The following is an 18,734-nucleotide window of genomic DNA, read 5'->3' on the forward strand; positions in this document are numbered from 1 at the left end:
CCCGGACGGTACCGTCGCGTTCAGCGCCCGACTTTCGACCTTTCATCGCCGCGGCCTCGGCCGCAAGGGCTTAGCATCCGTCGTGCCCGACGGTCGCGAGCCGTTTTGACCATAGCACTGATCGGAGCATCCGATGACACTCCCCATCAGTCTCACCATCAATGGGGTGAGGCGGACCATCGCGCTCGACGACCCGCGCGTGACGCTGCTCGATCTCCTGCGCGAGCGCCTCGACTTGACCGGCACCAAGAAGGGCTGCGACCGCGGCCAATGCGGCGCCTGCACGGTGCTGGTCGACGGCCGGCGGATCAATTCCTGCCTGGCGCTGGCGGTGAGCCACGATGGTGCCGACATTCTCACGATCGAAGGCCTCGCCCGGGGCGACGAGCTTCATCCGGTGCAGGCGGCCTTCATTGCCCATGACGGCTTCCAATGCGGCTTCTGTACGCCCGGGCAGATCATGAGCGCGGTCGGCCTGATCCGCGAAGGACAAGCCGGTGCCGACCCCGAGCGCGTGCGCGAAGGCATGAGCGGCAATCTCTGTCGCTGCGGCGCCTATGCCGGCATCACCGAAGCCGTGCTGGAGGCTGAGGAGCAGTTGACGCTAGCCGAACGGAGGGCCGCGGAATGAACCGCTTCGACTATGTGAGGCCCGCGACGGTCGCCGAAGCGGTCGTGGCGGCTGCCGAGCCGGGTGCGGCCTATCTCGCAGCCGGCACCAATCTCCTCGACCTGATGAAGGGCGGGATCAGCCGGCCGGGCCGCCTCGTCGACATCACGCGTCTGCCGGGCCTCAACCAGGTCGAGCGCTTGCCCGACGGGGCCTTGCGCATCGGCGCCCTCGTGCGCAATGCCGATCTCGCCCACGACCCGGACTTCGCGCGCGCCTATCCGGCCGTTGCGGAGGCGCTGCTGGCCGGCGCCTCGGCGCAGCTCCGGAACGCCGCCACGGTCGGCGGAAATCTGCTGCAGCGGACGCGCTGTGCCTATTTCTACGATCCCGCCAGCGCCTGCAACAAGCGGCAGCCGGGCAGCGGCTGCGACGCGCGGGACGGCGAAAACCGGCTGAGTGCCGTGCTCGGCTGGAGCGACGCCTGCATCGCGACCCACCCGTCCGATTTCTGCGTGCCGCTGGTCGCACTCGACGCCACCGTGGAAATCGAGGGCCGTGCGGGCCGCCGCGAGATCGCACTCGACGCGCTTCACCGCCTGCCCGGTGATGCGCCGGAGCGGGACAATGTGCTCGAGCCGGGCGATCTCATCACCGCCGTCCGCTTGCCGGCCGCGGCGGCCGCCTTCGCCGCCCATGCGCGGTATCTCAAGCTCCGCGAACGCACCTCCTATGCCTTCGCCGTCGTGTCGGCCGCTGCGGCGCTCAAGATCGAGGACGGCACGATCCGGGAGGCACGCCTGGCACTCGGCGGCGTTGCCGCGAAGCCGTGGCGCGCCCGCGCGGCAGAACAGGTCCTGGCCGGCGGCACACCGACGCCGGAAGCGTTCCGCCAGGCCGCCGAGGCGGCGCTCGCCGATGCGCGGCCATCCGGCGACAACGCCGCCAAGATCGAGCTTGCGCGGCGGATCGCCGTCCGGGCGCTCGCCCTCGCCGCGGCGGGCACGCCGGACCGTATCCCGGCCCTGCCGGGTTCTTGCTTCTCTTCCGTCCCTGGAGCGCTCCATGCCGTCTGACATCAGCCTCACCCCGGCATCGCCCCACGTGCGGCACGGCTCGAACATCGGGCAGCCGCTGACCCGCCGCGACGGGATCCTGAAGGTCACCGGCCAGGCCCGATACGCCGCGGACAATCACCCCGCCGGCATGCTGCACGCCGTGCTGGCGGTGAGCCACATCGCGCGCGGCCGCGTCGTTTCGCTGGACGTCGTGGCGGCCAAGGCCCATCCGGGCGTCGTCGAGGTCATGACGCCGGCCAACCGGCCGCCGCTTGCGGAGGATCCGGACGCCAAGACGAACCCATTCATGTTCCGGCTCGATCTGCTGCAGAACGACCGCGTGCGCTACGTCAGTCAGCCGATCGCCGTCGTCATCGCGGAAACGCTGGAGGCCGCGACGGAGGGCGCGGCGCTGCTGGCGCCGCAATACGAAGCCGAGCCGGCCCGGATCGGCCTCGATGCGGACGAAAGCTTCGTGCCGCCGGCGGTCGGCGTCGGCCATCCGGCGGAGGTGCGGCATGGCGATGTCGAGCAAGGGCTCGACGCGGCCGTGCATCGGATCGAGGTGACCTACGAGACGCCCGCCCAATACCACAACGCCATGGAGCCGCATGCGATCGTGGCGGCGTGGGACGGCGATGCGCTCACGATCGACACGCCGACCCAGGGGCTTGCCATGGCGCAGGCGCGGATCGCCGGGCTCCTCGGCATCGCGCCCGGCAAGATCCATATCCGCAGCCCGTTCCTCGGCGGCGGCTTTGGTGCCAAGGGCCTGATCGCCGGGCCGCAGATCCTCGGCATCCTGGCGGCCCAGCTGGTCGGCCGGCCGGTCAAGCTGGTGATGCGGCGTGAGCAGCTCTCAGGGCCCGTCGGGCATCGCTCGCCGAGCCGGCAGACGATGCGGCTCGGCACCGACGCCGAGGGCGCGCTGACCGCGCTCAGCCACCAGGCCAAGATCGCGACCAGCAGCTTCGACGATTTCTTCGAGCCCGCGGCCGGCGCCTCGCATGCGCTTTATGCGAGCCCGGCGATCGTCACCCAGCACGAGGCAGTCCGGCTCGACACCGGCACGCCGCTGTTCATGCGCGCGCCCGGCGAGGCGACGGGATCGATCGCGCTCGAAAGCGCCATCGACGAAGCGGCTTGGGCCTGCGGCATGGACCCGCTGGCCTTCCGCTTGAAGAACTATGCCGAGGTCGAACCGATCTCGGGCAAGCCCTTCTCCTCCAAGGCGCTCCGCGAGTGCTACACTGAAGGGGCCGTGCGTTTCGGCTGGTGGGAACGCCGGCTCGAGCCCCGGCAGATGCGCGACGCGGCCGGACTGCTGGTCGGCTGGGGCGTCGGCACCGCCACCTTCCCGGCGCTCATGTTCCAGGGCGAGGCCCGCGCCGTGATCCGCCGCGACGGGACGGGTGTCATGGAGACGGGCGCGCACGACATGGGCCAGGGTGCCTGGACGGCGCTCGCCCAGATCGCGGCCGATGCGCTCGGGCTCGAGCTCGACCAGGTCGCGTTCCGGGCGGGCACCTCGGACCTGCCGGATGCCGGCATTGCCGGCGGCTCGGCCCATACCGCGACCGCCGGCATGGCGCTCCACAATGCCGGGGCTGCGGTCATCGCCAAGCTGGCGGACCTTGCCACGGGCGACGAGCGCTCGCCGCTGTTCGGTGCCGGCAATGCCGGCGTCATGGCACGCGGCGGTCGGCTCCACCGCCGCGACGACGAAAGCCGCAGCGAGAGCTATGCCGAGGTCCTGGACCGCGCCGGGCTCGCTGAGATCGAGGCGCGCGGCCAGGGTACCGCGGACCCGGTCCTGCAACAGCACTATGCGATGCACGCCCACGGTGCGGTCTTCGCCGAGGTCAAGGTCGATCCGGAGCTGGGCCAGATCCGCGCCACGCGCCTCATCGGCGCTTTCGCGGCCGGCCGGATCATCAATCCCCGCATGGTGCAGAGCCAGTATCTGGGCGGCATGATCTGGGGCGTGTCCTTCGCGCTGCACGAGGAGGCCATTGCCGACCGGCGCTCCGGCCGGATCCTGAACGCGAACCTGGCCGAGTATCACATTCCGGTAAATGCCGATGTGCCGTCGCTCGAGGCTGTGCTCGTCGACGAGCACGACCCCCATGTGAATGCGCTCGGCATCAAGGGTGTCGGCGAGATCGGCATCACCGGCTCGGCCGGTGCCATCGCCAATGCGGTCTGGCACGCGACCGGCATCCGGCCGCGCCGCTTCCCGATCCGGATCGACGACCTCTTGGCGCAAGAGACCCCGTAGGGGCGGCAGGGGAGGTGCGGTGCCGTACGAGGGTGCCGCACCGTCCCGAAGTCACAACCATAATCGCACATATCTATAGACTCGGCCGACGGTCGGAAATGCGCCGCCGGGCTCAAATTCTCTTTAGCCGGGCAGGATAATGGGGCAATATGCCGGCGGTTGAACGGCAAGACGCCGCCTGCCCGGAGGGAGCCGGAGGGGCGAGCTGTTGCAACGATGCGGTTGTACCTTGAGGTCGCATCTTGCTTGCGCCGGCGACGGTCTTCGACCCGCCCGAACATCGGAGGTCGAGGATGGCTGTCAGAGTCATGCTGGCCCTTGTGCTGGCTCTTGCTCTATCGATTGGTGTGGCGTCGGCGGCAACGGACGCCGACCAGCCCGCGTCCCTGCAATTCCGCTTCGTGAACGAGCCGCAAACGACCGTTGCGGCCGAGGCCGCCACGGCGGTGCCGCAAGCCGCCGCGGCCCAGCAATCGGCGGCCGGGACGATCATTCCGCTCTGGACGGGATCAGCCACCGGCTTCGGGAAGCCGTACACCTATACGATGGTCGGCCAGTCACCGCTCGTGCACCTCGCCAACCCCACGTCGCAGATTCCGACGGTCGTCGTGCCGGTCCGCTTCGTGTTCGAGACGAGCAGCGGGAACGTCGTGCTCGACCCGACCACCCCCGATCCGGGCAGTTGCCTGCCGGCCGGCCAGACGGCGCTCGCGATGACGTTGAAGTCGCCGGTGTTCCAGACGGTCAGCGCGCTCCAGCTGGTCACGACCGCGAACAAGTCCGTGGCCCTCCCCGAACTCGGCAGCGGTCAGTACGCCGATTTGTTCCAACGCGCGAATTTCTACAGCTATACACGGGCGGGCGCGCTCAACGCCGGGTACCATGTCACGCTGGTGCCGACCGTGGCGCCGACCGTGACGATCACGGTGCCGAATGCCAACAGCCTGGTCTCGAGGGGGCGGCAATGCGCGACCTCCGCCGGCTATACGCTGCCCACGGGATTGATCAACGCCTATGCGCTCGACAGCTTCCTCCGGACTCACGTGATCCCCGCCCTGTCGAGCCATGTCAGCCCCAAGACCTTTCCGATATTTCTGCTCTACGACGTCGCCCAAGTTTGGGTGAACGGCAGCACGACCGAATGCTGCGTGCTTGGCGATCACAACGCGTACAGCAACAACGGGCTGCTGCAGACCTACGCCGTCGCGGATTATGAGACCTCCGGGAACTATGCCCTGGCGAGCGATGTCTCGATCCTGAGCCGGGAGGTCATGGCCTGGATGGACGACCCGACGGTGACGAACCACGTGCCGGCCTATTGGATCGATGCCGCGGGCACGAGCAACGGCTGCGTCGCCGGTCTCGAAACAAACCTGCCGTTCAGCTCCTGGATATTCGGCCCGCCCTTGGGCCAGGTGGCGTTCCGAGGCTATGCGTTCAGCGTGGAAGAAGGCGTCTTCCACAACTGGTACTTCGGCGCATCGCCGTCCGGCGCCGTGAACGGCTGGTATTCCCTGTTCGGCAGCCTGACGGCACCGGATATTAACTGGACGATTTGCCAGAATTAGGACGCAACGGCGCCTTCGCGCCGTTCGTGCGACCTACGCCTCGAAGCGCCCCGTGGCGTCACGATCGCGGTCGTATCGTCTCGTGAGCGGAAACGGCGGCAACCAGGACTCGCGGCGGATGATCCAGCTTTCGTAGGTTGGCATCAGCTGGTCAGGGGCATCGAGCGATCCCAGGTTCACTTCGATTTCGTCTGCGGTGCGCGCGAAAACGGATGAGCCGCAGCGGGGACAGAAAAATCGCCCGGCGTAGTCGCGCGTTTCGCCATCGATCGTCACCGCATCCTGCGGGAACACTGCGGAAGCGTGAAAAAGGGCCCCATGATGCTTGCGGCAGTCGAGACAGTGACAAAGGCCGACCCGGTATGGGAGCCCGGACGCCACAATTCGAACGTTGCCGCACAGGCAACCGCCGGTGAAGCGATCCATGCTGCGCCTCCTCTAAAATGACGCGGTCGGAATGGTTAGAACGAGCAGCACCGTCATTGCACTAGCCTCTCTCCGATCCTGCCGATTTACTCGAGACTTGGCTTCGGCCGTCCGGCTCCGCACGCTCAGCCGGTTCTCACATCCATCGCCATATGCCGGCGGCCCAACCGGCGAGCGGAAGATGCGCCCAGGTCGTCCCGAGCCAGAGCAACGTGCCGGCGATCGTGGCGAATGGGCCAAGGCTTCCGATCTGCGCCCGGCCTGCGATCACCGCCGCGAAGGGAATGAAGCTGGTGCGGCGCTCCCAGGCCGGCCAGACGTCCGGCTGAGCGCGCTCCTTCTTCGCGTCCTGCAGCCTCGAACCGACCAGGGCCAGCACGACGATGGCGATAGCCACGGCGATGTTCTTGTCAACAGGATAGACCGCGATGTGGGCGAGGCCCCATATCGCAAACGACCACATCATCGGATGGCGCGTGATCGCGTAGACGCCACGCGCGGGACCTGGCTCTGACAACGGCGCGCCGAGGGTCGGAAAAGCGGGATTTTTGACCAGCGACCCGGCGAGAAGGATGGACGCCAGCAGCATGACCGCGGTGGCGATCGCCCATGTTAAGTCGCCCGCTACCCAATGCGGCTCGGTCGTCGGAGCAGCAAGATAGGCAGCGACCATCCATCCGAGCGTTGCGAACGCAACGACCGAATACAGGGCGGTGAAGCCCTGCTCGCCGATGGCGTGGACGACCCCCGCCCGAAGCGGATGGGAAAGCAGGAAATGCGTTCCGACGAATGCGACGGCCGCGATGATCAGCATGGCCATGGTCGATCGGTTCCCACCTATTTGAAGATGTGATACTACGTTGTTTACAGTGTAAACGGAGCGTTGCCAAGTGACTTCAGAAGCCGGCCTTCGAGAGACGTTGATTGCTGCCGCCCTTGGCATCCTGGAAGCGGGTGGGGAGGAGCCCAGCCTCCGGGCAGTGGCGCGGGCGGCCGGTGTGTCGGCGATGGCGCCCTACCGACACTTCTCGAACAAGGTCGCTCTGATGGCGGCTGTTGCGAACCATGGGTTCGAGGCTCTGCGAGACGCCCTGGTGGCTGCCGACGACAAGCCCGATCCCCGGGAGGCCCTTGTCGCGCAGGGACTGGCCTTCATCGATTTCGCGACGAACCATCCGGCTCTGTTCCGGCTGATGTACAGCCATCAATACGGCAGCGCGGGCGCGGATGCGGTGCTGGGAACCTACCAGGTGCTCGCCGACCGGATGGTCGACGTCATGCCGACCCAGGCTTCCGCCGGTGCGCTTGCCTGCAGAGCACTCGTCCAGGGTATCGCCACGATTGTACTGAATGACAGGCTCGCGCCGTCGAAGGCGGACGACATAGCTACCGCATTGCGGCTCTTCGTCTACGGGGTGGCGCACGCCGCCCGATGAGGCTGCTTGGTTGGCGATTATGTGAATCAGCCGGATCGATGCGCTGGCAGATAAATTGGCATGACGACTTGCGCGTCCTTCCGCTACGCCGCGGTGACAATCTCTATCGCAAGTACCTGGGCGGCAGCTATACGGCAAAAATCGCCCGAAAAGTCGGGTTTTCGACCTAAGCCAATGACATCTTATGAGGTGCGGGCGCCATAAGCTCTTGAAATATCAAGATTCCCTTCGACAACTTATGGGGTCCCGTACAAAACCGCGTCAGAGGCCGTGGGCGCCCATGGCGAGGAATTTCTGCCGGCGCTGGGTCTTGAGGTCGCCTGGGTTCATCTCCAGCAGGGGCTTCAGGGCTTCCTGCAGCGCATCGCCCAGCACGGCGATGGCGGCGGCCCGTTCGCGGTGGGCGCCGCCGATCGGCTCCGGCACGATCTGGTCGATGACGCCGAGCTTCAGGAGATCCTGTGCCGTGAGCCGGAGCGCCTCGGCCGCGAGCGCCGCCTGCTCGCCGCTGCGCCACAGGATCGAGGCGCAGCCCTCGGGCGAGATCACCGAATAGATCGAGTGCTCAAGCATCAGGACCGTGTTGCCGGACGCAAGCGCCACGGCACCGCCCGAGCCGCCCTCGCCGATGATGGTCGCGACCAGCGGCACGGTCAGCTTCAGCGACACCTCGATCGAACGGGCGATCGCCTCGGCCTGGCCGCGCGCCTCGGCATCGATGCCGGGCCAGGCGCCGGCCGTGTCGACCAGCGTGATGACCGGCAGGCGGAAACGCTCGGCCATCTCGAACAGCCGGATCGCCTTGCGATAGCCTTCGGGCCGCGCCATGCCGAAATTGTGTTTCACGCGGCTTTCGACCTCGTGGCCCTTCTCCGTGCCCATGACCACGACCGAGCGGCCGCGGAAGCGCGCCAGGCCGCCGACGATCGCCCGGTCCTCGGCAAAGGCGCGGTCGCCGGCCAGGGGCGTGAACTCGGTGAACAGCGCCTGGGCGTAATCGAGGAAATGCGGCCGGTCCGGATGGCGGGCGACCTGCACCTTCTGCCAGGCCGTAAGCTTGGCATAGGTCTGCTTCAACAGCCGCGACGCCTTCGCCTCAAGCACGGCGACCTCGTCGGTGATGTTGATGTCGGCTGCGGTCGGAAGGTGGCGCAGCTCTTCAATTTTGCTTTCGAGCTCCGCGATCGGCCGCTCGAATTCGAGGAAGTTTTGCATGGGGCGTGTCGTTACCACGACTGAGCCCCCGCGCCAATCGCGATGCAGCATGGCGGCCCCATCTCATGCGGATGGGGCCGCCGCCGAAGCCCGTTCTGGGGCGTCAGTTTCCGGCGAATCAGGCCCCGGCGATCTGTGCTGCCTTCTTGACCAGCACCTCGGCCTGGCGGATCGAGGCGATGTCGATCAGGCGGCCGTCGAGGGCCACCGCACCTCGGCCCTCGCGCTGCGCCTCGGCCATCGCGGCGAGGATGCGCTTCGCCTTCGCGACCTCCGCTTCCGACGGGCTGAACACCTCGTTCGCGAGCGCCAGCTGCGACGGATGGATCGCCCATTTGCCCTCGCAGCCGAGCACTGCCGCACGATAGGCCGCCGCCTTGTACCCGTCCACGTCCGAGAAATCGCCGAACGGGCCGTCGACCGGCCGGAGCCCGTTGGCGCGGGCGGCCACGACCATGCGGGCGATGGCATAGTGCCACATGTCGCCCCAATGGACAGCGCGGTTGCCCGCCTCGTCCTTATCGGTCAGCACCGAATAGGCCGGGTTGGCGCCGCCGATGTTGGTCGTGCGCGCGCGCGTCGAGGCGGCGTAGTCGGCGACGCCGAAATGCAGCGACTCGTTGCGCTTGGACGCGGCCGAGATCGCCTCGACATTCTGCATGCCGAGCGCCGTCTCGATGATGAGCTCGAGCCCGATCTTCTTGGTATAGCCCTTGGCCTGCTCGATCTGGGTCAGCAGCATGTCGACGGCATAAACGTCGGACGCGGTGCCGACCTTGGGGATCATGATCAGGTCGAGCCTTTTCCCCGCCTGTTCGACCACGTCGACCACGTCGCGGTACATGTAGTGCGTGTCGAGCCCGTTGATGCGGACCGACATGATCTTATTGCCCCAGTCGATGTCGTTCAGCGCCTGGATGATGTTCTTGCGCGCCTGCGGCTTGTCGTCGGGGGCGACCGCGTCCTCGAGGTCAAGGAAGATGACGTCGGCGGCGCTCTTCGCCGCCTTCTCGAACAGCTGCGGCGAGCTGCCCGGCACGGCGAGTTCGCTGCGGTTGAGCCGGGCGGGCGCTTGTTCGATCAGGGTGAAGCTCATGGCGGAGGCTCCTTCGAGGCGGATGCGGGAAATGGAAATATTATCGCAATTTGGAAAAGTCGATATCGCCGCTGGCTGGCAGTTTGTCAACCGTGCCGAACCGTGGCCTATGGTCTCGCATCATGACACGGCCTTGCATCATCGCGCCGACCTGCCTAATCAGGAAGGAGCGATCGGCCCCGATCGGCGTTCTCCGGATGCAGCGGGACAGAATGAAGAACGGCATGACGATTTCGGCGCGCCTTTTCCTGGCCGTGCTTCTCGCCGGCCTCGGCGGATGCGGTCTTTACAAATGGCAGAAGCCCGGCGCCGACGATGCGGCGTTCAAGACGGACTCGGCGGCGTGCCAGCAGGTGCAGAACCCTGACGGCTATTCCGCCTGCATGCAGTCCCGCGGCTGGACCCTGCAATAGCGACCCTGCAATAGCGTTTGGGCGACCGCGCCCTCAGCTGCCGCGCTTGGCGAGCGGGTGGTGCGTCTTGACCAGCGTCGTCAGGCGCTCGACGTCGACGTGGGTATAGATCTGCGTCGTCGAAATGTCGGCGTGACCCAGCATCTGCTGCACGCTGCGAAGGTCGGCGCCGTGGCTCAGGAGATGGGTCGCGAACGCGTGGCGCAGCACATGCGGTGATAGCTTCGCCGGATCGAGCCCCGCCTTGACCGCGAGGTCCTTCAAGAGCTGGCCGAAGCGCATGCGCGTCAGATGCCCGCTCGCGGCGCGCGACGGGAACAGCCAGCGCGATACCTGGCCCTCAGCGAGGAACAGCGGCCGGATTGCGAGATAGTCCTGGATCGCCTTGCGCGCCTCGGCGCCGAGCGGCACCAGCCGCTCCTTGTCGCCCTTGCCGCGCACCAGGATCGCCCGCTCGCCGCGTGCGACCGTGCCGAGCGGCAGCGCCACCAGCTCGGACACGCGCAGGCCACTCGCGTACATCAGCTCCAGCATGGCCGAGAGCCGGATGCCCTCCGGGCTTTCGTCGCGCCGCGCGGTCTCGATGAGCGCGGTCACCTCCGCCTCGCTCAGGATCTTCGGCAGCGGCCGGCCCTGGCGCGGCGCATCCACGACCGCGGTCGGGTCGTCGGCCCGCAGGCCCTCGGTCAAGAGGAACTTGAAGAATTGCCGGAGCGCCGACAGGCGGCGGGCGGCCGTGCGCGGCGCCATGCCGGTCGCATCGAGCCGCGCCAGATAGCGCCGCACCTCGTCCGCCCCAGCCGAGGCCGCGGGTGCACCCCTGAGAAACGCTTCGAAGTCGGCAAGGTCGCGCCGATAGGCGTCGAGCGTGAGCGCAGCCGCACCGCGCTCAGCAGCGAGCATCTCCAGAAAGGCCTCGGCCTGCGGCGCCAGGATCGGCGGCGCCGTCTTGGGACGGCCGGGGGGACGGCCGGGCCCGGCCACGGGTCTAGAGCCCCTCGGCGAGCGCCGCGTCGATCGCGAGCCGGCGGGCGTCGTCGGCGAGACCGGCCTGGCGCAGCGTGGCGACGATCTGGGCGGCCGTGACCGGCTGCGCGCCGATGCCCTGGTCGCCGAGCGTCGCGAACAGAGCCAGGAGCGTGCCGCCGAGCCGTTGGCCGGCGGCGGCGGTCGCAAGCAAGGCAGCCGGGCCGGTCGCCGGCGCCCCGAGGTTGGCGACGTTCGCGTCCGCGAGCGGCAGCAGCATGCGGTCAGGCACGGGGAAGCCTTCGGCGGCGAGCAGCAAGGCGGCCGAGGCGGCGCGGCGCGGCGCCGCCGTGTCCTTCTTGCCGCCGGCGAGGTCGACGAGCGTCTGGCCCGACCAGGCCGGCGCCGCGTCGCCGGCGACGGCATGGGCGAGCGGCAGCAGGGCCGTCTGGCCCTCGGGCGACGCGAGCTCGAGCCAGGCGCCGGCCGCCTTCGGCTGGTCGAGCGCATAGAGCGCGCGGGCGAAGTCGGGGGCGACGGACTTGAGATCCGCGCTGGGCGGCACTTCGGTGATGAGGCCGGCCGCGGCGCGGACCAGCGCCGGGTAGAGCTCGCCGCGCGCGTCGCCCAGGAAGGCCATGAGCAGATTGGCCTTGGCCGCGGGCTGGCTCGCATCGTGGGCCGAGCGGAACAGGATCGCCCGGCCGCGGGCACCGCCCGCCGCCTTGGCCCGGTTGAGCGGGCTCTCCCGGTCCTCGTCGCTGATCTCGGTCGCAAGATAGGCCTCGGTCAGCCGTTCGGCTGGGATCGCCCCATAGGCCGCCGCCTTCTCGGCCGCGACCAGCCGCTGGTCGGCCGGAAAGCCGGAGCCCAGCGCCACGGCGCGCAGGATCGCGAGCGGCGCCGCGTCGAGCGCCTTCTTCGGCAGCGGCAGCTGTGCCTTCTCGAGCAGCGCCAGGCTCAAGGTCTCGGGCGACGGCAGGTTCTCCGGCGGCTTGCCGTCGATGCCGAGCGCCTTCAGCACCAGGGCCGAGAAGCCGTCGTCCTTGACCTTGGCCTCGCGCAGCAGGTCGAGGCCGAGCTGTGCCTGGTCCGCCTGGCCGGCGAGCGCCTGGCAGGTGACGGTCGCCTGGTCCCAATACGGCGCCTGCCAGGACCGATCGCGGCCTTGAACCGTGGCGCAGGCCGCGTCGGTATTGCCTGCGAGGAAGGCGAGATCGGCGATGACGCGGGCGGCATCCTGGCCGCCGCCGGCCGGCGGCGCCTGCTGCAGCAGGGCGAGCGCGCTGTCGGGCCGGCCGATGGCCGTCAAGCGTTCGGCACGAAGGGCCAGGAGTGCCCCGGTATCGGCCGGGCCGGAGGGATTGCCTGCCTTGTCATCGGTGGGCGGCGTGGCCGAGCTCGCGAGCAGGCGGAACGCCAGGTCCTGCAGGGTCGGCGAATTGCTGGGCTTGATCCGCGGGATCAGCGCCTCGGCGGCCGCGCGGGACGTGCCCTGCCACAGGGTCGGCGGCAGCGGGCGGTCATTGGGCCCGAGCACGCCCAGCGCATCGGTGCTGGGCGCCGACAATTGATTGACCGTGATGTCCGGCGACGGTGCCCAGGGTCGCGGCTGCGCGGGAGCGGTCGCCGGCGAATTGGTGACCGATGGCGGTGTCGCGGGTGCCGGCGGTGTCGCGGCGGCGCTCGACGGTGGAGCCAGCCGTACCGGCGGCCCGACCTGGGCGTGCGCGGCGCCGAGCGGCAAAAGGGCGAGGGCGAGTGCCGCGGCGAGCCGGGCGCTCGGGCGGCAACGTGCTGATCTAGCGGGGGAAGCGAGCATCCGGGAGGACTTTTTCGACCTTTTGCGATGACGCCGGCGGCGGTGCATAGGCCAGGAACAGCCCTCCACCGACGATGACGAGAATGATCAGCACGGCCAGAGCCAGAAGAACCTTACCCATTACACCCATCTTGCGCGCAGTCGGTAACAGACTTGCCGCAACGCGACAGACCCGTCATACCGAGCCATGTTACGCTGCGTCATGAACCCACTTCATGGCATTTTTTCGGTCGGTTGGGGAGAGGAGGACGATGCTTAATCCGCAGCCGCCGTTTCGGCTCGGTCGGACGCTGGTGCTGGTCGGGCTAATGGGGGCCGGCAAGACCTCGATCGGTAAGCGCATCGCCCAGCGTCTGGGCGTGCCCTTCACCGATGCCGACGCCGAGATCGAGGCGGCCGCGAACATGACCATCGCCGAGATCTTCGCCCGCGACGGCGAGGCGGTGTTCAGGGCCGGCGAGCGCCGGGTGATAGCGCGCCTGCTCGACGGGCCGATCCACGTGCTCGCGACCGGCGGCGGCGCCTTCATGGACCCGGCGACCCGGGCGCGGATCCACGAGCGTGCGTTGTCGATCTGGCTGCGTGCCGACATCGAGGTGCTGATGGGCCGCGTCGCCCGGCGCCGTCACCGGCCGCTGCTCAATCAGGGCGACCCGCGCGAAATCCTGGAGCGGCTGATTGCGGTGCGCCATCCGGTCTATGCCGAGGCGGACCTGACCGTCGACAGCCTGGCGGCCCCGGCCGAGAACATGGTCGAGCGCGTGCTGGCGGGCTTGGCCTGCTGGGCGGACGAGAACGGTGTCGTCGACCATCCGCCGCACGCTCAGAAACCCCCTGTCCCCAAACCAACCGTCTCCGAGGTCGCTTAAATGAGCCTGGTCCCGGTCGCCCTTGCCGGCCGCAGCTACGACATCCTGATCGAGCGCGGGCTGATCGCGCGCGCGGGCGCGCTCATCCGTCCGGTGCTGGGCGCGCGTCGCCTGGTCGTGCTGACCGATGAGAACGTGGCGCGACATCATCTGGCAGCGCTTGAGGCGAGCCTCGCTGCGGCCGACTATCGCTTCGACACGGTCGTAGTGCCGCCGGGCGAACAGGCCAAGGACCTGCACCGCTTTCCGGAACTGGCCGAGCGGCTCTTGGGCCTCGGGCTCGAGCGCGGCACGGCCTTCGTGGCCCTCGGCGGCGGCGTCATTGGCGACCTGGCCGGCTTTGCCGCGGCGACGCTGCTGCGCGGCCTCGATTTCGTGCAGGTGCCGACCACGCTGCTCGCCCAGATCGACAGTTCCGTCGGCGGCAAGACCGGCGTCAACGCCCGGCGCGGCAAGAACCTGGTCGGTGCCTTCCATCAGCCGCGCCTGGTGCTGGCCGATCTCGCCGCCCTCGACACGCTGCCGCGCCGCGAATGGCTCGCGGGCTATGCCGAGATGGTGAAATACGGCCTTCTGGGCGACGCGGACTTCTTCGCCCGGCTCGAGCGCGATGGCGAGGTGATCCTCGCCGGCGCGCCGGGTCCGCTCGGCGAGGCGGTCGCCCATTGCTGTCGGATGAAGGCCGAGATCGTCGCCGAGGACGAGCGTGAGGCCGGCCGGCGTGCGCTGCTCAATCTCGGCCATACCTTCGGCCACGCGCTCGAGGCGGAGACAGGCTACGGTCCCGACCTGCTGCATGGCGAGGCGGTCGCGATCGGCATGATGCTGGCGGCTGACCTGTCGCGGCGGCTGGGTCTCCTGGGCGAGGCCGACTTCGCCCGCATTGGCCGGCATCTGACGGCAACCGGGCTCATGACCCGGGTCGACCAGGTGCCGGGCGGCCCGTTCACAGCCGACCGACTCATCCAGCACATGGCGCACGACAAGAAGGTGGCGGAGGGCCGCATCGCCTTCGTGCTGATGCGCGGCCTTGGTGATTCATTCCAGCGGCGCGACGTGCCGCCGGAGCTCGTCCGCGATTGCTTCACCACGGCCGGCGCCGTCTGACCCCGCCTGCTGCGCCGCGAGATGCGGCGATTGACCGCACCCAAATCCCCTGTCACGCTTTACGCATCCACGCCCTGTAGGTGCGGGCAAAAGCACGTTTCGCTTGTGGCGTGAATAGAGGCGCTTGGCCGCCGGGACGAGGTCGCGCGCGAGGTGCGGTCCTCCCCCGTCGCACGGCGGGCGCGGGAGGATGCCGATGGGCCGAAAAATCGTTCCCGATCTCGTCCAGAATCAGGTTCTGACCATTCTCGCGCCGGGCTTGAGCGTGCGCGAAGCGGCGAAGGCGATGGCCGACCGCAACATCGGCGCGGTGCTGGTCGCCGAGGCCGGCCGGCTCAAGGGCATCTGCACCGAGCGGGACGTGGCCCATCGCGTGGTCGCCAAAGGGCGCGACCCCGATCGCACCACGATCGCCGAGATCATGACCGCCGACCCGGCCGTGGTGTCGCCCGACGAGACACCGGCCACGGCGCTCGACATGATGCGCCGCATCGGCTGCCGCCACCTGCCGGTCATGGATGGCGACCGCATCGCCGGCATGCTGTCGATCCGCGACCTCTATGCCGCGATCCAGGCCGAACTCGAGGAAGACCTGCGCCTGCGCGACGACTTCATCATGGGCAGCGGCTACAGCGTCGCCTGATGAAACGCCCCGGATAGCGGGTTACAGACAGGCGACGACGCGGCGGAAGGCGGCGGCGAACACGGTGCGATCCTCGGCGCGGCCGACCGTGACGCGGATGCAGCGGTCGAGCGGGGCCGCACCCGGCATGCGGATGAACACGCCCTCGCGTTCCAGCAGGGATGCCAGCAGCGTCTTGGCGCAGGCATTGGTCGCAACGTCGATCGCGACGAAATTGGTCGCCGACGGCAGGGCGGCGAAGCCCAGTTCGCGGGCGAGCTCGGCATATTCCGCACGGCCCTGGGCGACCGCAGCGACGACGCTCGCGACGTGATCCTGGTCCGCAAGCGCGGCAAGTGCCGCCGCCTGGGCCATCCGGCCGACGCCGAACTGGTTGCGGATCCGGTCGAGCGGCCGGATCGTCTCCGCCGCGCCGAAGGCGTAGCCGACGCGCATGCCGGCGAGCCCATGCGCCTTGGAAAAGGTCCGGAGCCTGACGACGCGCGGATCGTCGGCCGAAACCTCCGGGATCGCATCGGCCGGCGCGAACTCGGCATAGGCCTCGTCGAGCACGAGCAGGCAATTGGGCGGCAGGCGTTCGATCAGTTCGAGCTGGCTCGCGGCCGTCAGATGGCTGCCGCTCGGATTATCCGGGTTCGAAAGATAGAGCAGTCGCGCGCCGACCCGGCGGGCCGCCTCGACCAAGCCCTCGGCATCATTCCGGTCGTCGCGATACGGCACGGTCTCGATCCGGCCGCCGTGGCCTGCCACTTGATAGGCGAAGGTCGGATAGCCGCCCAGCGACATGACGGCGATCTCGCCCGGCGCCAGATAGGCGCGGACGAACAGGCCCAGAAGCTCGTCGATGCCGGAGCCCAGCACGACATGGTCGAGCGTCAGGCCGTGGTGGCGGGCGAGCGCCGTGCGGAGCTCGAAGGCCTCAGGATCGCCGTAGAGATGGGTCTCGAGCGCGGCCTGGCGCATGGCCTCGATCACGCGTTCGGACGGGCCGAACAGACTCTCGTTGGCGCCGAGGCGGACGTGAAGCGGCCGGCCGAACCGGCGCTCTAGCGCCTCGGGGCCGACGAACGGGGTCGAGGCCGGCAGGGCGTCGACGATAGAGACGAGCGCCGGGCGAGCGGGCGCCGAATCCAACGGAGCGGCCATGATCGGGCGCGCGTCTTTCTACTGTCTCGCGGGAGGAACGTGGAACGGGCGGCGGCCAAGCCGTCAGCCGACCTTGTGTTCCTGGTTCTGCTGGCTCGGGATCGGCTGCGCCGGCTGGCCCTGACCGATCGTGGTCGGCTCGGCCGGCTTTTCGTCGTCCTTCAGACCCTGCTTGAACGCCTTCATGCCCTTCGCGAGTTCTCCCATCATCGGCGAGATCCGGCCGGCGCCGAACAGCAGCACGATGACGAAGAGAATGATGATCCAGTGGACGAGGCTCAAACCACCCATGTTGCACTTCCCGTACTGCGGTGACCGATCCTAGCACATCCGGACCGGGCCGACCTTATCTCACGATGCAAACCCAATACGTCGGACGTTCCGGGTTCGGATACAAGCTTCTTGTGCACGCTGCCCGGTGCATTTCATCCGACGGCGCGGGCCGGCGCGCTCAGCGTTTCTTGCGCAAAGCCTTGTCGAGGCGCTTGGCGTTCGCGGTCGCGGTGCTGTGCACGGGCGCCAGCACCTGGGCCGAGACGGTCGAGCTCAGGGCTGCGAGCTTGAAGGCGTGGGCCGAGCCGCGCGCCCAGCTCTCCATCAGGAAGCGCTGGTGCGCGGCGAAGATCGCGGCGGGCGTCGTGGCGGCGCCAAGCTCGAACGCGGCCTGGGCGGCGCCGACGGTCTGCTGGGCCAGGAACGTCATGACTTCGCGATTGATGTCGCGCAGCTCGTCCAGCATGGCGTTCGATGCGTCGGAAAAGGCCGTCACCTTCTCGGTCGTCATCCGTGAGAATTCGGCATGGTGATCGGCGTTGAGCGGGTCGCCCACGGCCTGCGCGCCCAAGGTGACCCGGTGGCCGATGACCGTCCCCGCGGCCGTCACGGTCTCGGTCACGGTCCGCGCCGTCTGGGCGAGGCCGGCGCTGGTCTCAGTCATGGCACGCGCCAGCGTCTGCGGCATCGTTGCCATCGAATTGGCCTTTGGCATCCTTGTTCGATCTCCCCCGGCGCGTCCCCATCGATCCCGATGTGCCGGACGGGCGCCGGCGGGATCACTTGCCGCCGTCCTTAGTTAACACATCGCGTACGCCGGCGGCTCTCCGATTCTCACTGGGCTGAGACGCTTCGCGCGTGCCGTCCCGCCTGAGCTTCGTGTAGAGTGCGCGCCCATGACCAAAATCGTTCCTCCTCCTGCGGCCGGCCGGTTCCGGCGCCGGATCCTTGTCGCGTCGATCGGGGTCCTGCTGGTGATCGGCGCCGGCTGGGGCCTGCTCGGGCGCCATGCGGCGCCGCCGGAGCCGGCGAGCGCGCCGATTCCGGCCGCGACGCCGCCCCAGACCGCCTCCGAAACCCCGCCACAAACCCCGCCTGAGACGCCTTCCGAGGCATCGGCACAGGCGACGGCGCCGGCAGCCGCTCCAGCGCCCGCCGCCGAAGCGGCGCCTGCAGCACCGGAGCCGCCGCCGCTCACGGCGGTTCAGGTCGCCGAGCGGCCGGTCCACGAGGTGCCGCCCGACAAGGATCCGCCGAAGCCCGATTCCGTGGCACTCGATCTGTCCCGCCCGCCGCCGGGTGTGGCCGGCCGTCACCCGTCGGAAGGCTCGACCACCTCGGCACCGAAGCAGTTCGCCGGGGCCGCGCGCGTGACCGGCGCCACGTCGCTGATGGTGGGCGCGGTGCCGGTGCAGCTGTTCGGCGTCAAGCCGCCGCTGCCGGGCGACCGCTGCGAGCAGGGCGGCGTGTCCACCAGCTGCGTCGATCTCGCGAAGAAGCGCCTGCTCGAGCGGCTCGCCGCCTCCGACCAAGTCAATTGCCGGACGCCCAATCCGCAGCCGGGCCTGGTCGTCGCCTTCGCGATCTGCCTCGATCCGCGTGGCATCGACCTCGGCAGCTATCTCCTGAACGAGGGGTTGGCGCTCGCCGACACCGGCCAGAGCTACGACTATGTCGGCGCCGAGGGCGTCGCCAAGACGCTGAAGCACGGGCTCTGGAAGTTCCGCTGACCGGTTCGGTGCCGGCGCTGTGAGGGCCGCGTGAGGAATCGGGTGCGAGCCGGGGTTGCGTTGCCGCCGATTTGCCGG

At 68.8% G+C, this 18,734-nt stretch carries 20 protein-coding genes; 10 read left to right on the forward strand and 10 right to left on the reverse strand.

Annotated features, from left to right (window positions below):
- Positions 1–133: 133 nt before the first annotated feature.
- The 4 genes from IEY58_RS32070 (at position 134) to IEY58_RS32085 (ending at position 5,514) form a co-directional block, all read left to right on the forward strand.
- Positions 134–631: a (2Fe-2S)-binding protein gene (locus IEY58_RS32070; RefSeq protein WP_189052266.1), complete on the forward strand. Its 498-nt coding sequence runs from the start codon at positions 134–136 to the stop codon at positions 629–631.
- Positions 628–1,686 (forward strand): FAD binding domain-containing protein, encoded by a 1,059-nt coding sequence (locus tag IEY58_RS32075; RefSeq protein WP_189052267.1) that lies wholly within the window; start codon positions 628–630, stop codon positions 1,684–1,686. The genes IEY58_RS32070 and IEY58_RS32075 overlap by 4 nt, the downstream gene beginning before the upstream one ends.
- Positions 1,676–3,946, forward strand: coding sequence for a xanthine dehydrogenase family protein molybdopterin-binding subunit (locus IEY58_RS32080; protein ID WP_189052268.1), 2,271 nt, complete (start codon positions 1,676–1,678; stop codon positions 3,944–3,946). Before IEY58_RS32075 ends, IEY58_RS32080 begins: the two co-directional genes overlap by 11 nt.
- Positions 3,947–4,239: 293 nt before the next feature.
- Positions 4,240–5,514 (forward strand): hypothetical protein, encoded by a 1,275-nt coding sequence (locus tag IEY58_RS32085; protein ID WP_189052269.1) that lies wholly within the window; start codon positions 4,240–4,242, stop codon positions 5,512–5,514.
- Between the two features lie 33 nt (positions 5,515–5,547).
- Here IEY58_RS32085 and IEY58_RS32090 read toward each other — a convergent pair whose 3' ends face one another.
- Together IEY58_RS32090 and IEY58_RS32095 are read right to left on the reverse strand one after the other, a co-directional pair.
- Positions 5,548–5,940, reverse strand: a complete 393-nt coding sequence (locus IEY58_RS32090) for a GFA family protein (RefSeq protein WP_189052270.1) — start codon at positions 5,938–5,940, stop codon at positions 5,548–5,550.
- A gap of 136 nt (positions 5,941–6,076) precedes the next feature.
- Positions 6,077–6,760: an NnrU family protein gene (locus tag IEY58_RS32095; protein ID WP_189052271.1), complete on the reverse strand. Its 684-nt coding sequence runs from the start codon at positions 6,758–6,760 to the stop codon at positions 6,077–6,079.
- A gap of 70 nt (positions 6,761–6,830) precedes the next feature.
- On the opposite strand from IEY58_RS32095, the gene IEY58_RS32100 reads away from it, so the two are divergent.
- Positions 6,831–7,376: a TetR/AcrR family transcriptional regulator gene (locus IEY58_RS32100; RefSeq protein ID WP_189052272.1), complete on the forward strand. Its 546-nt coding sequence runs from the start codon at positions 6,831–6,833 to the stop codon at positions 7,374–7,376.
- Positions 7,377–7,637: 261 nt separating this feature from the next.
- Here the strand turns inward: IEY58_RS32100 and IEY58_RS32105 are convergent, their stop codons facing one another.
- Both IEY58_RS32105 and IEY58_RS32110 read right to left on the reverse strand, forming a co-directional pair.
- Positions 7,638–8,591, reverse strand: a complete 954-nt coding sequence (locus IEY58_RS32105) for an acetyl-CoA carboxylase carboxyltransferase subunit alpha (protein WP_189052273.1) — start codon at positions 8,589–8,591, stop codon at positions 7,638–7,640.
- Between the two features lie 118 nt (positions 8,592–8,709).
- Positions 8,710–9,687 carry an HpcH/HpaI aldolase/citrate lyase family protein gene (locus IEY58_RS32110; protein ID WP_189052274.1) on the reverse strand — a complete coding sequence of 326 codons (978 nt, stop codon included), beginning with the start codon at positions 9,685–9,687 and terminating at the stop codon, positions 8,710–8,712.
- A gap of 224 nt (positions 9,688–9,911) precedes the next feature.
- Between IEY58_RS32110 and IEY58_RS32115 the strand changes: the two genes are divergently transcribed.
- The gene (locus IEY58_RS32115) at positions 9,912–10,100 is read left to right on the forward strand and encodes a hypothetical protein (RefSeq protein WP_189052275.1); all 189 of its coding nucleotides are present in this window, start codon (positions 9,912–9,914) and stop codon (positions 10,098–10,100) included.
- A gap of 33 nt (positions 10,101–10,133) precedes the next feature.
- Here IEY58_RS32115 and xerD read toward each other — a convergent pair whose 3' ends face one another.
- The 3 genes from xerD to IEY58_RS32125 are packed head-to-tail and all read right to left on the reverse strand — an operon-like array spanning position 10,134 to position 13,009.
- On the reverse strand, positions 10,134–11,084 hold the full coding sequence (gene xerD, locus IEY58_RS32120) for a site-specific tyrosine recombinase XerD (protein ID WP_229744126.1): 951 nt from the start codon (positions 11,082–11,084) through the stop codon (positions 10,134–10,136).
- A 4-nt stretch (positions 11,085–11,088) separates the two neighbouring features.
- Positions 11,089–12,888: a hypothetical protein gene (locus tag IEY58_RS34520; protein WP_229744127.1), complete on the reverse strand. Its 1,800-nt coding sequence runs from the start codon at positions 12,886–12,888 to the stop codon at positions 11,089–11,091.
- Positions 12,869–13,009: a hypothetical protein gene (locus IEY58_RS32125; RefSeq protein WP_189052277.1), complete on the reverse strand. Its 141-nt coding sequence runs from the start codon at positions 13,007–13,009 to the stop codon at positions 12,869–12,871. Before IEY58_RS32125 ends, IEY58_RS34520 begins: the two co-directional genes overlap by 20 nt.
- Positions 13,010–13,139: 130 nt before the next feature.
- Between IEY58_RS32125 and IEY58_RS32130 the strand changes: the two genes are divergently transcribed.
- The 3 genes from IEY58_RS32130 to IEY58_RS32140 all read left to right on the forward strand — a co-directional run bounded on the left by IEY58_RS32130 (position 13,140) and on the right by IEY58_RS32140 (position 15,507).
- On the forward strand, positions 13,140–13,757 hold the full coding sequence (locus IEY58_RS32130; RefSeq protein ID WP_189052278.1) for a shikimate kinase: 618 nt from the start codon (positions 13,140–13,142) through the stop codon (positions 13,755–13,757).
- The gene (gene aroB / locus IEY58_RS32135) at positions 13,758–14,864 is read left to right on the forward strand and encodes a 3-dehydroquinate synthase (protein ID WP_189052279.1); all 1,107 of its coding nucleotides are present in this window, start codon (positions 13,758–13,760) and stop codon (positions 14,862–14,864) included.
- Between the two features lie 196 nt (positions 14,865–15,060).
- Entirely contained in the window at positions 15,061–15,507 is a 447-nt protein-coding gene (locus IEY58_RS32140) for a CBS domain-containing protein (protein ID WP_229744128.1), read from the forward strand.
- Between the two features lie 21 nt (positions 15,508–15,528).
- On the opposite strand, the gene IEY58_RS32145 is transcribed toward IEY58_RS32140, so the two are convergent.
- The 3 genes from IEY58_RS32145 to IEY58_RS32155 all read right to left on the reverse strand — a co-directional run bounded on the left by IEY58_RS32145 (position 15,529) and on the right by IEY58_RS32155 (position 17,623).
- Positions 15,529–16,653, reverse strand: a complete 1,125-nt coding sequence (locus tag IEY58_RS32145) for an aminotransferase class I/II-fold pyridoxal phosphate-dependent enzyme (protein ID WP_189052281.1) — start codon at positions 16,651–16,653, stop codon at positions 15,529–15,531.
- A 63-nt stretch (positions 16,654–16,716) separates the two neighbouring features.
- On the reverse strand, positions 16,717–16,944 hold the full coding sequence (locus IEY58_RS32150) for a twin-arginine translocase TatA/TatE family subunit (protein WP_189052282.1): 228 nt from the start codon (positions 16,942–16,944) through the stop codon (positions 16,717–16,719).
- Between the two features lie 160 nt (positions 16,945–17,104).
- Positions 17,105–17,623 carry a polyhydroxyalkanoate granule-associated phasin gene (locus tag IEY58_RS32155; protein WP_189052283.1) on the reverse strand — a complete coding sequence of 173 codons (519 nt, stop codon included), beginning with the start codon at positions 17,621–17,623 and terminating at the stop codon, positions 17,105–17,107.
- A gap of 199 nt (positions 17,624–17,822) precedes the next feature.
- Here IEY58_RS32155 and IEY58_RS32160 point away from each other — a divergent pair, with 199 nt between their 5' ends.
- Complete coding sequence (locus IEY58_RS32160; RefSeq protein WP_189052284.1) at positions 17,823–18,656, forward strand: hypothetical protein; 834 nt, start codon at positions 17,823–17,825, stop codon at positions 18,654–18,656.
- Positions 18,657–18,734: the final 78 nt, after the last annotated feature.

Source organism: Aliidongia dinghuensis, assembly GCF_014643535.1.
GTDB classification, from domain to species: Bacteria; Pseudomonadota; Alphaproteobacteria; order ATCC43930; family CGMCC-115725; genus Aliidongia; species Aliidongia dinghuensis.

Bases quoted from the DNA above. Each gene is read 5' to 3' on its own strand.
- IEY58_RS32070 (WP_189052266.1), top strand. From the start codon at position 134: ATGACACTCCCCATCAGTCTCACCATCAATGGGGTGAGGCGGACCATC.
- IEY58_RS32075 (WP_189052267.1), top strand. From the start codon at position 628: ATGAACCGCTTCGACTATGTGAGGCCCGCGACGGTCGCCGAAGCGGTC.
- IEY58_RS32080 (WP_189052268.1), top strand. From the start codon at position 1,676: ATGCCGTCTGACATCAGCCTCACCCCGGCATCGCCCCACGTGCGGCAC.
- IEY58_RS32085 (WP_189052269.1), top strand. From the start codon at position 4,240: ATGGCTGTCAGAGTCATGCTGGCCCTTGTGCTGGCTCTTGCTCTATCG.
- IEY58_RS32090 (WP_189052270.1), bottom strand. From the start codon at position 5,940: ATGGATCGCTTCACCGGCGGTTGCCTGTGCGGCAACGTTCGAATTGTG.
- IEY58_RS32095 (WP_189052271.1), bottom strand. From the start codon at position 6,760: ATGGCCATGCTGATCATCGCGGCCGTCGCATTCGTCGGAACGCATTTC.
- IEY58_RS32105 (WP_189052273.1), bottom strand. From the start codon at position 8,591: ATGCAAAACTTCCTCGAATTCGAGCGGCCGATCGCGGAGCTCGAAAGC.
- IEY58_RS32110 (WP_189052274.1), bottom strand. From the start codon at position 9,687: ATGAGCTTCACCCTGATCGAACAAGCGCCCGCCCGGCTCAACCGCAGC.
- IEY58_RS32115 (WP_189052275.1), top strand. From the start codon at position 9,912: ATGACGATTTCGGCGCGCCTTTTCCTGGCCGTGCTTCTCGCCGGCCTC.
- IEY58_RS34520 (WP_229744127.1), bottom strand. From the start codon at position 12,888: ATGCTCGCTTCCCCCGCTAGATCAGCACGTTGCCGCCCGAGCGCCCGG.
- IEY58_RS32125 (WP_189052277.1), bottom strand. From the start codon at position 13,009: ATGGGTAAGGTTCTTCTGGCTCTGGCCGTGCTGATCATTCTCGTCATC.
- IEY58_RS32130 (WP_189052278.1), top strand. From the start codon at position 13,140: ATGCTTAATCCGCAGCCGCCGTTTCGGCTCGGTCGGACGCTGGTGCTG.
- aroB (WP_189052279.1), top strand. From the start codon at position 13,758: ATGAGCCTGGTCCCGGTCGCCCTTGCCGGCCGCAGCTACGACATCCTG.
- IEY58_RS32140 (WP_229744128.1), top strand. From the start codon at position 15,061: ATGGGCCGAAAAATCGTTCCCGATCTCGTCCAGAATCAGGTTCTGACC.
- IEY58_RS32145 (WP_189052281.1), bottom strand. From the start codon at position 16,653: ATGGCCGCTCCGTTGGATTCGGCGCCCGCTCGCCCGGCGCTCGTCTCT.
- IEY58_RS32150 (WP_189052282.1), bottom strand. From the start codon at position 16,944: ATGGGTGGTTTGAGCCTCGTCCACTGGATCATCATTCTCTTCGTCATC.
- IEY58_RS32155 (WP_189052283.1), bottom strand. From the start codon at position 17,623: ATGGCAACGATGCCGCAGACGCTGGCGCGTGCCATGACTGAGACCAGC.
- IEY58_RS32160 (WP_189052284.1), top strand. From the start codon at position 17,823: ATGACCAAAATCGTTCCTCCTCCTGCGGCCGGCCGGTTCCGGCGCCGG.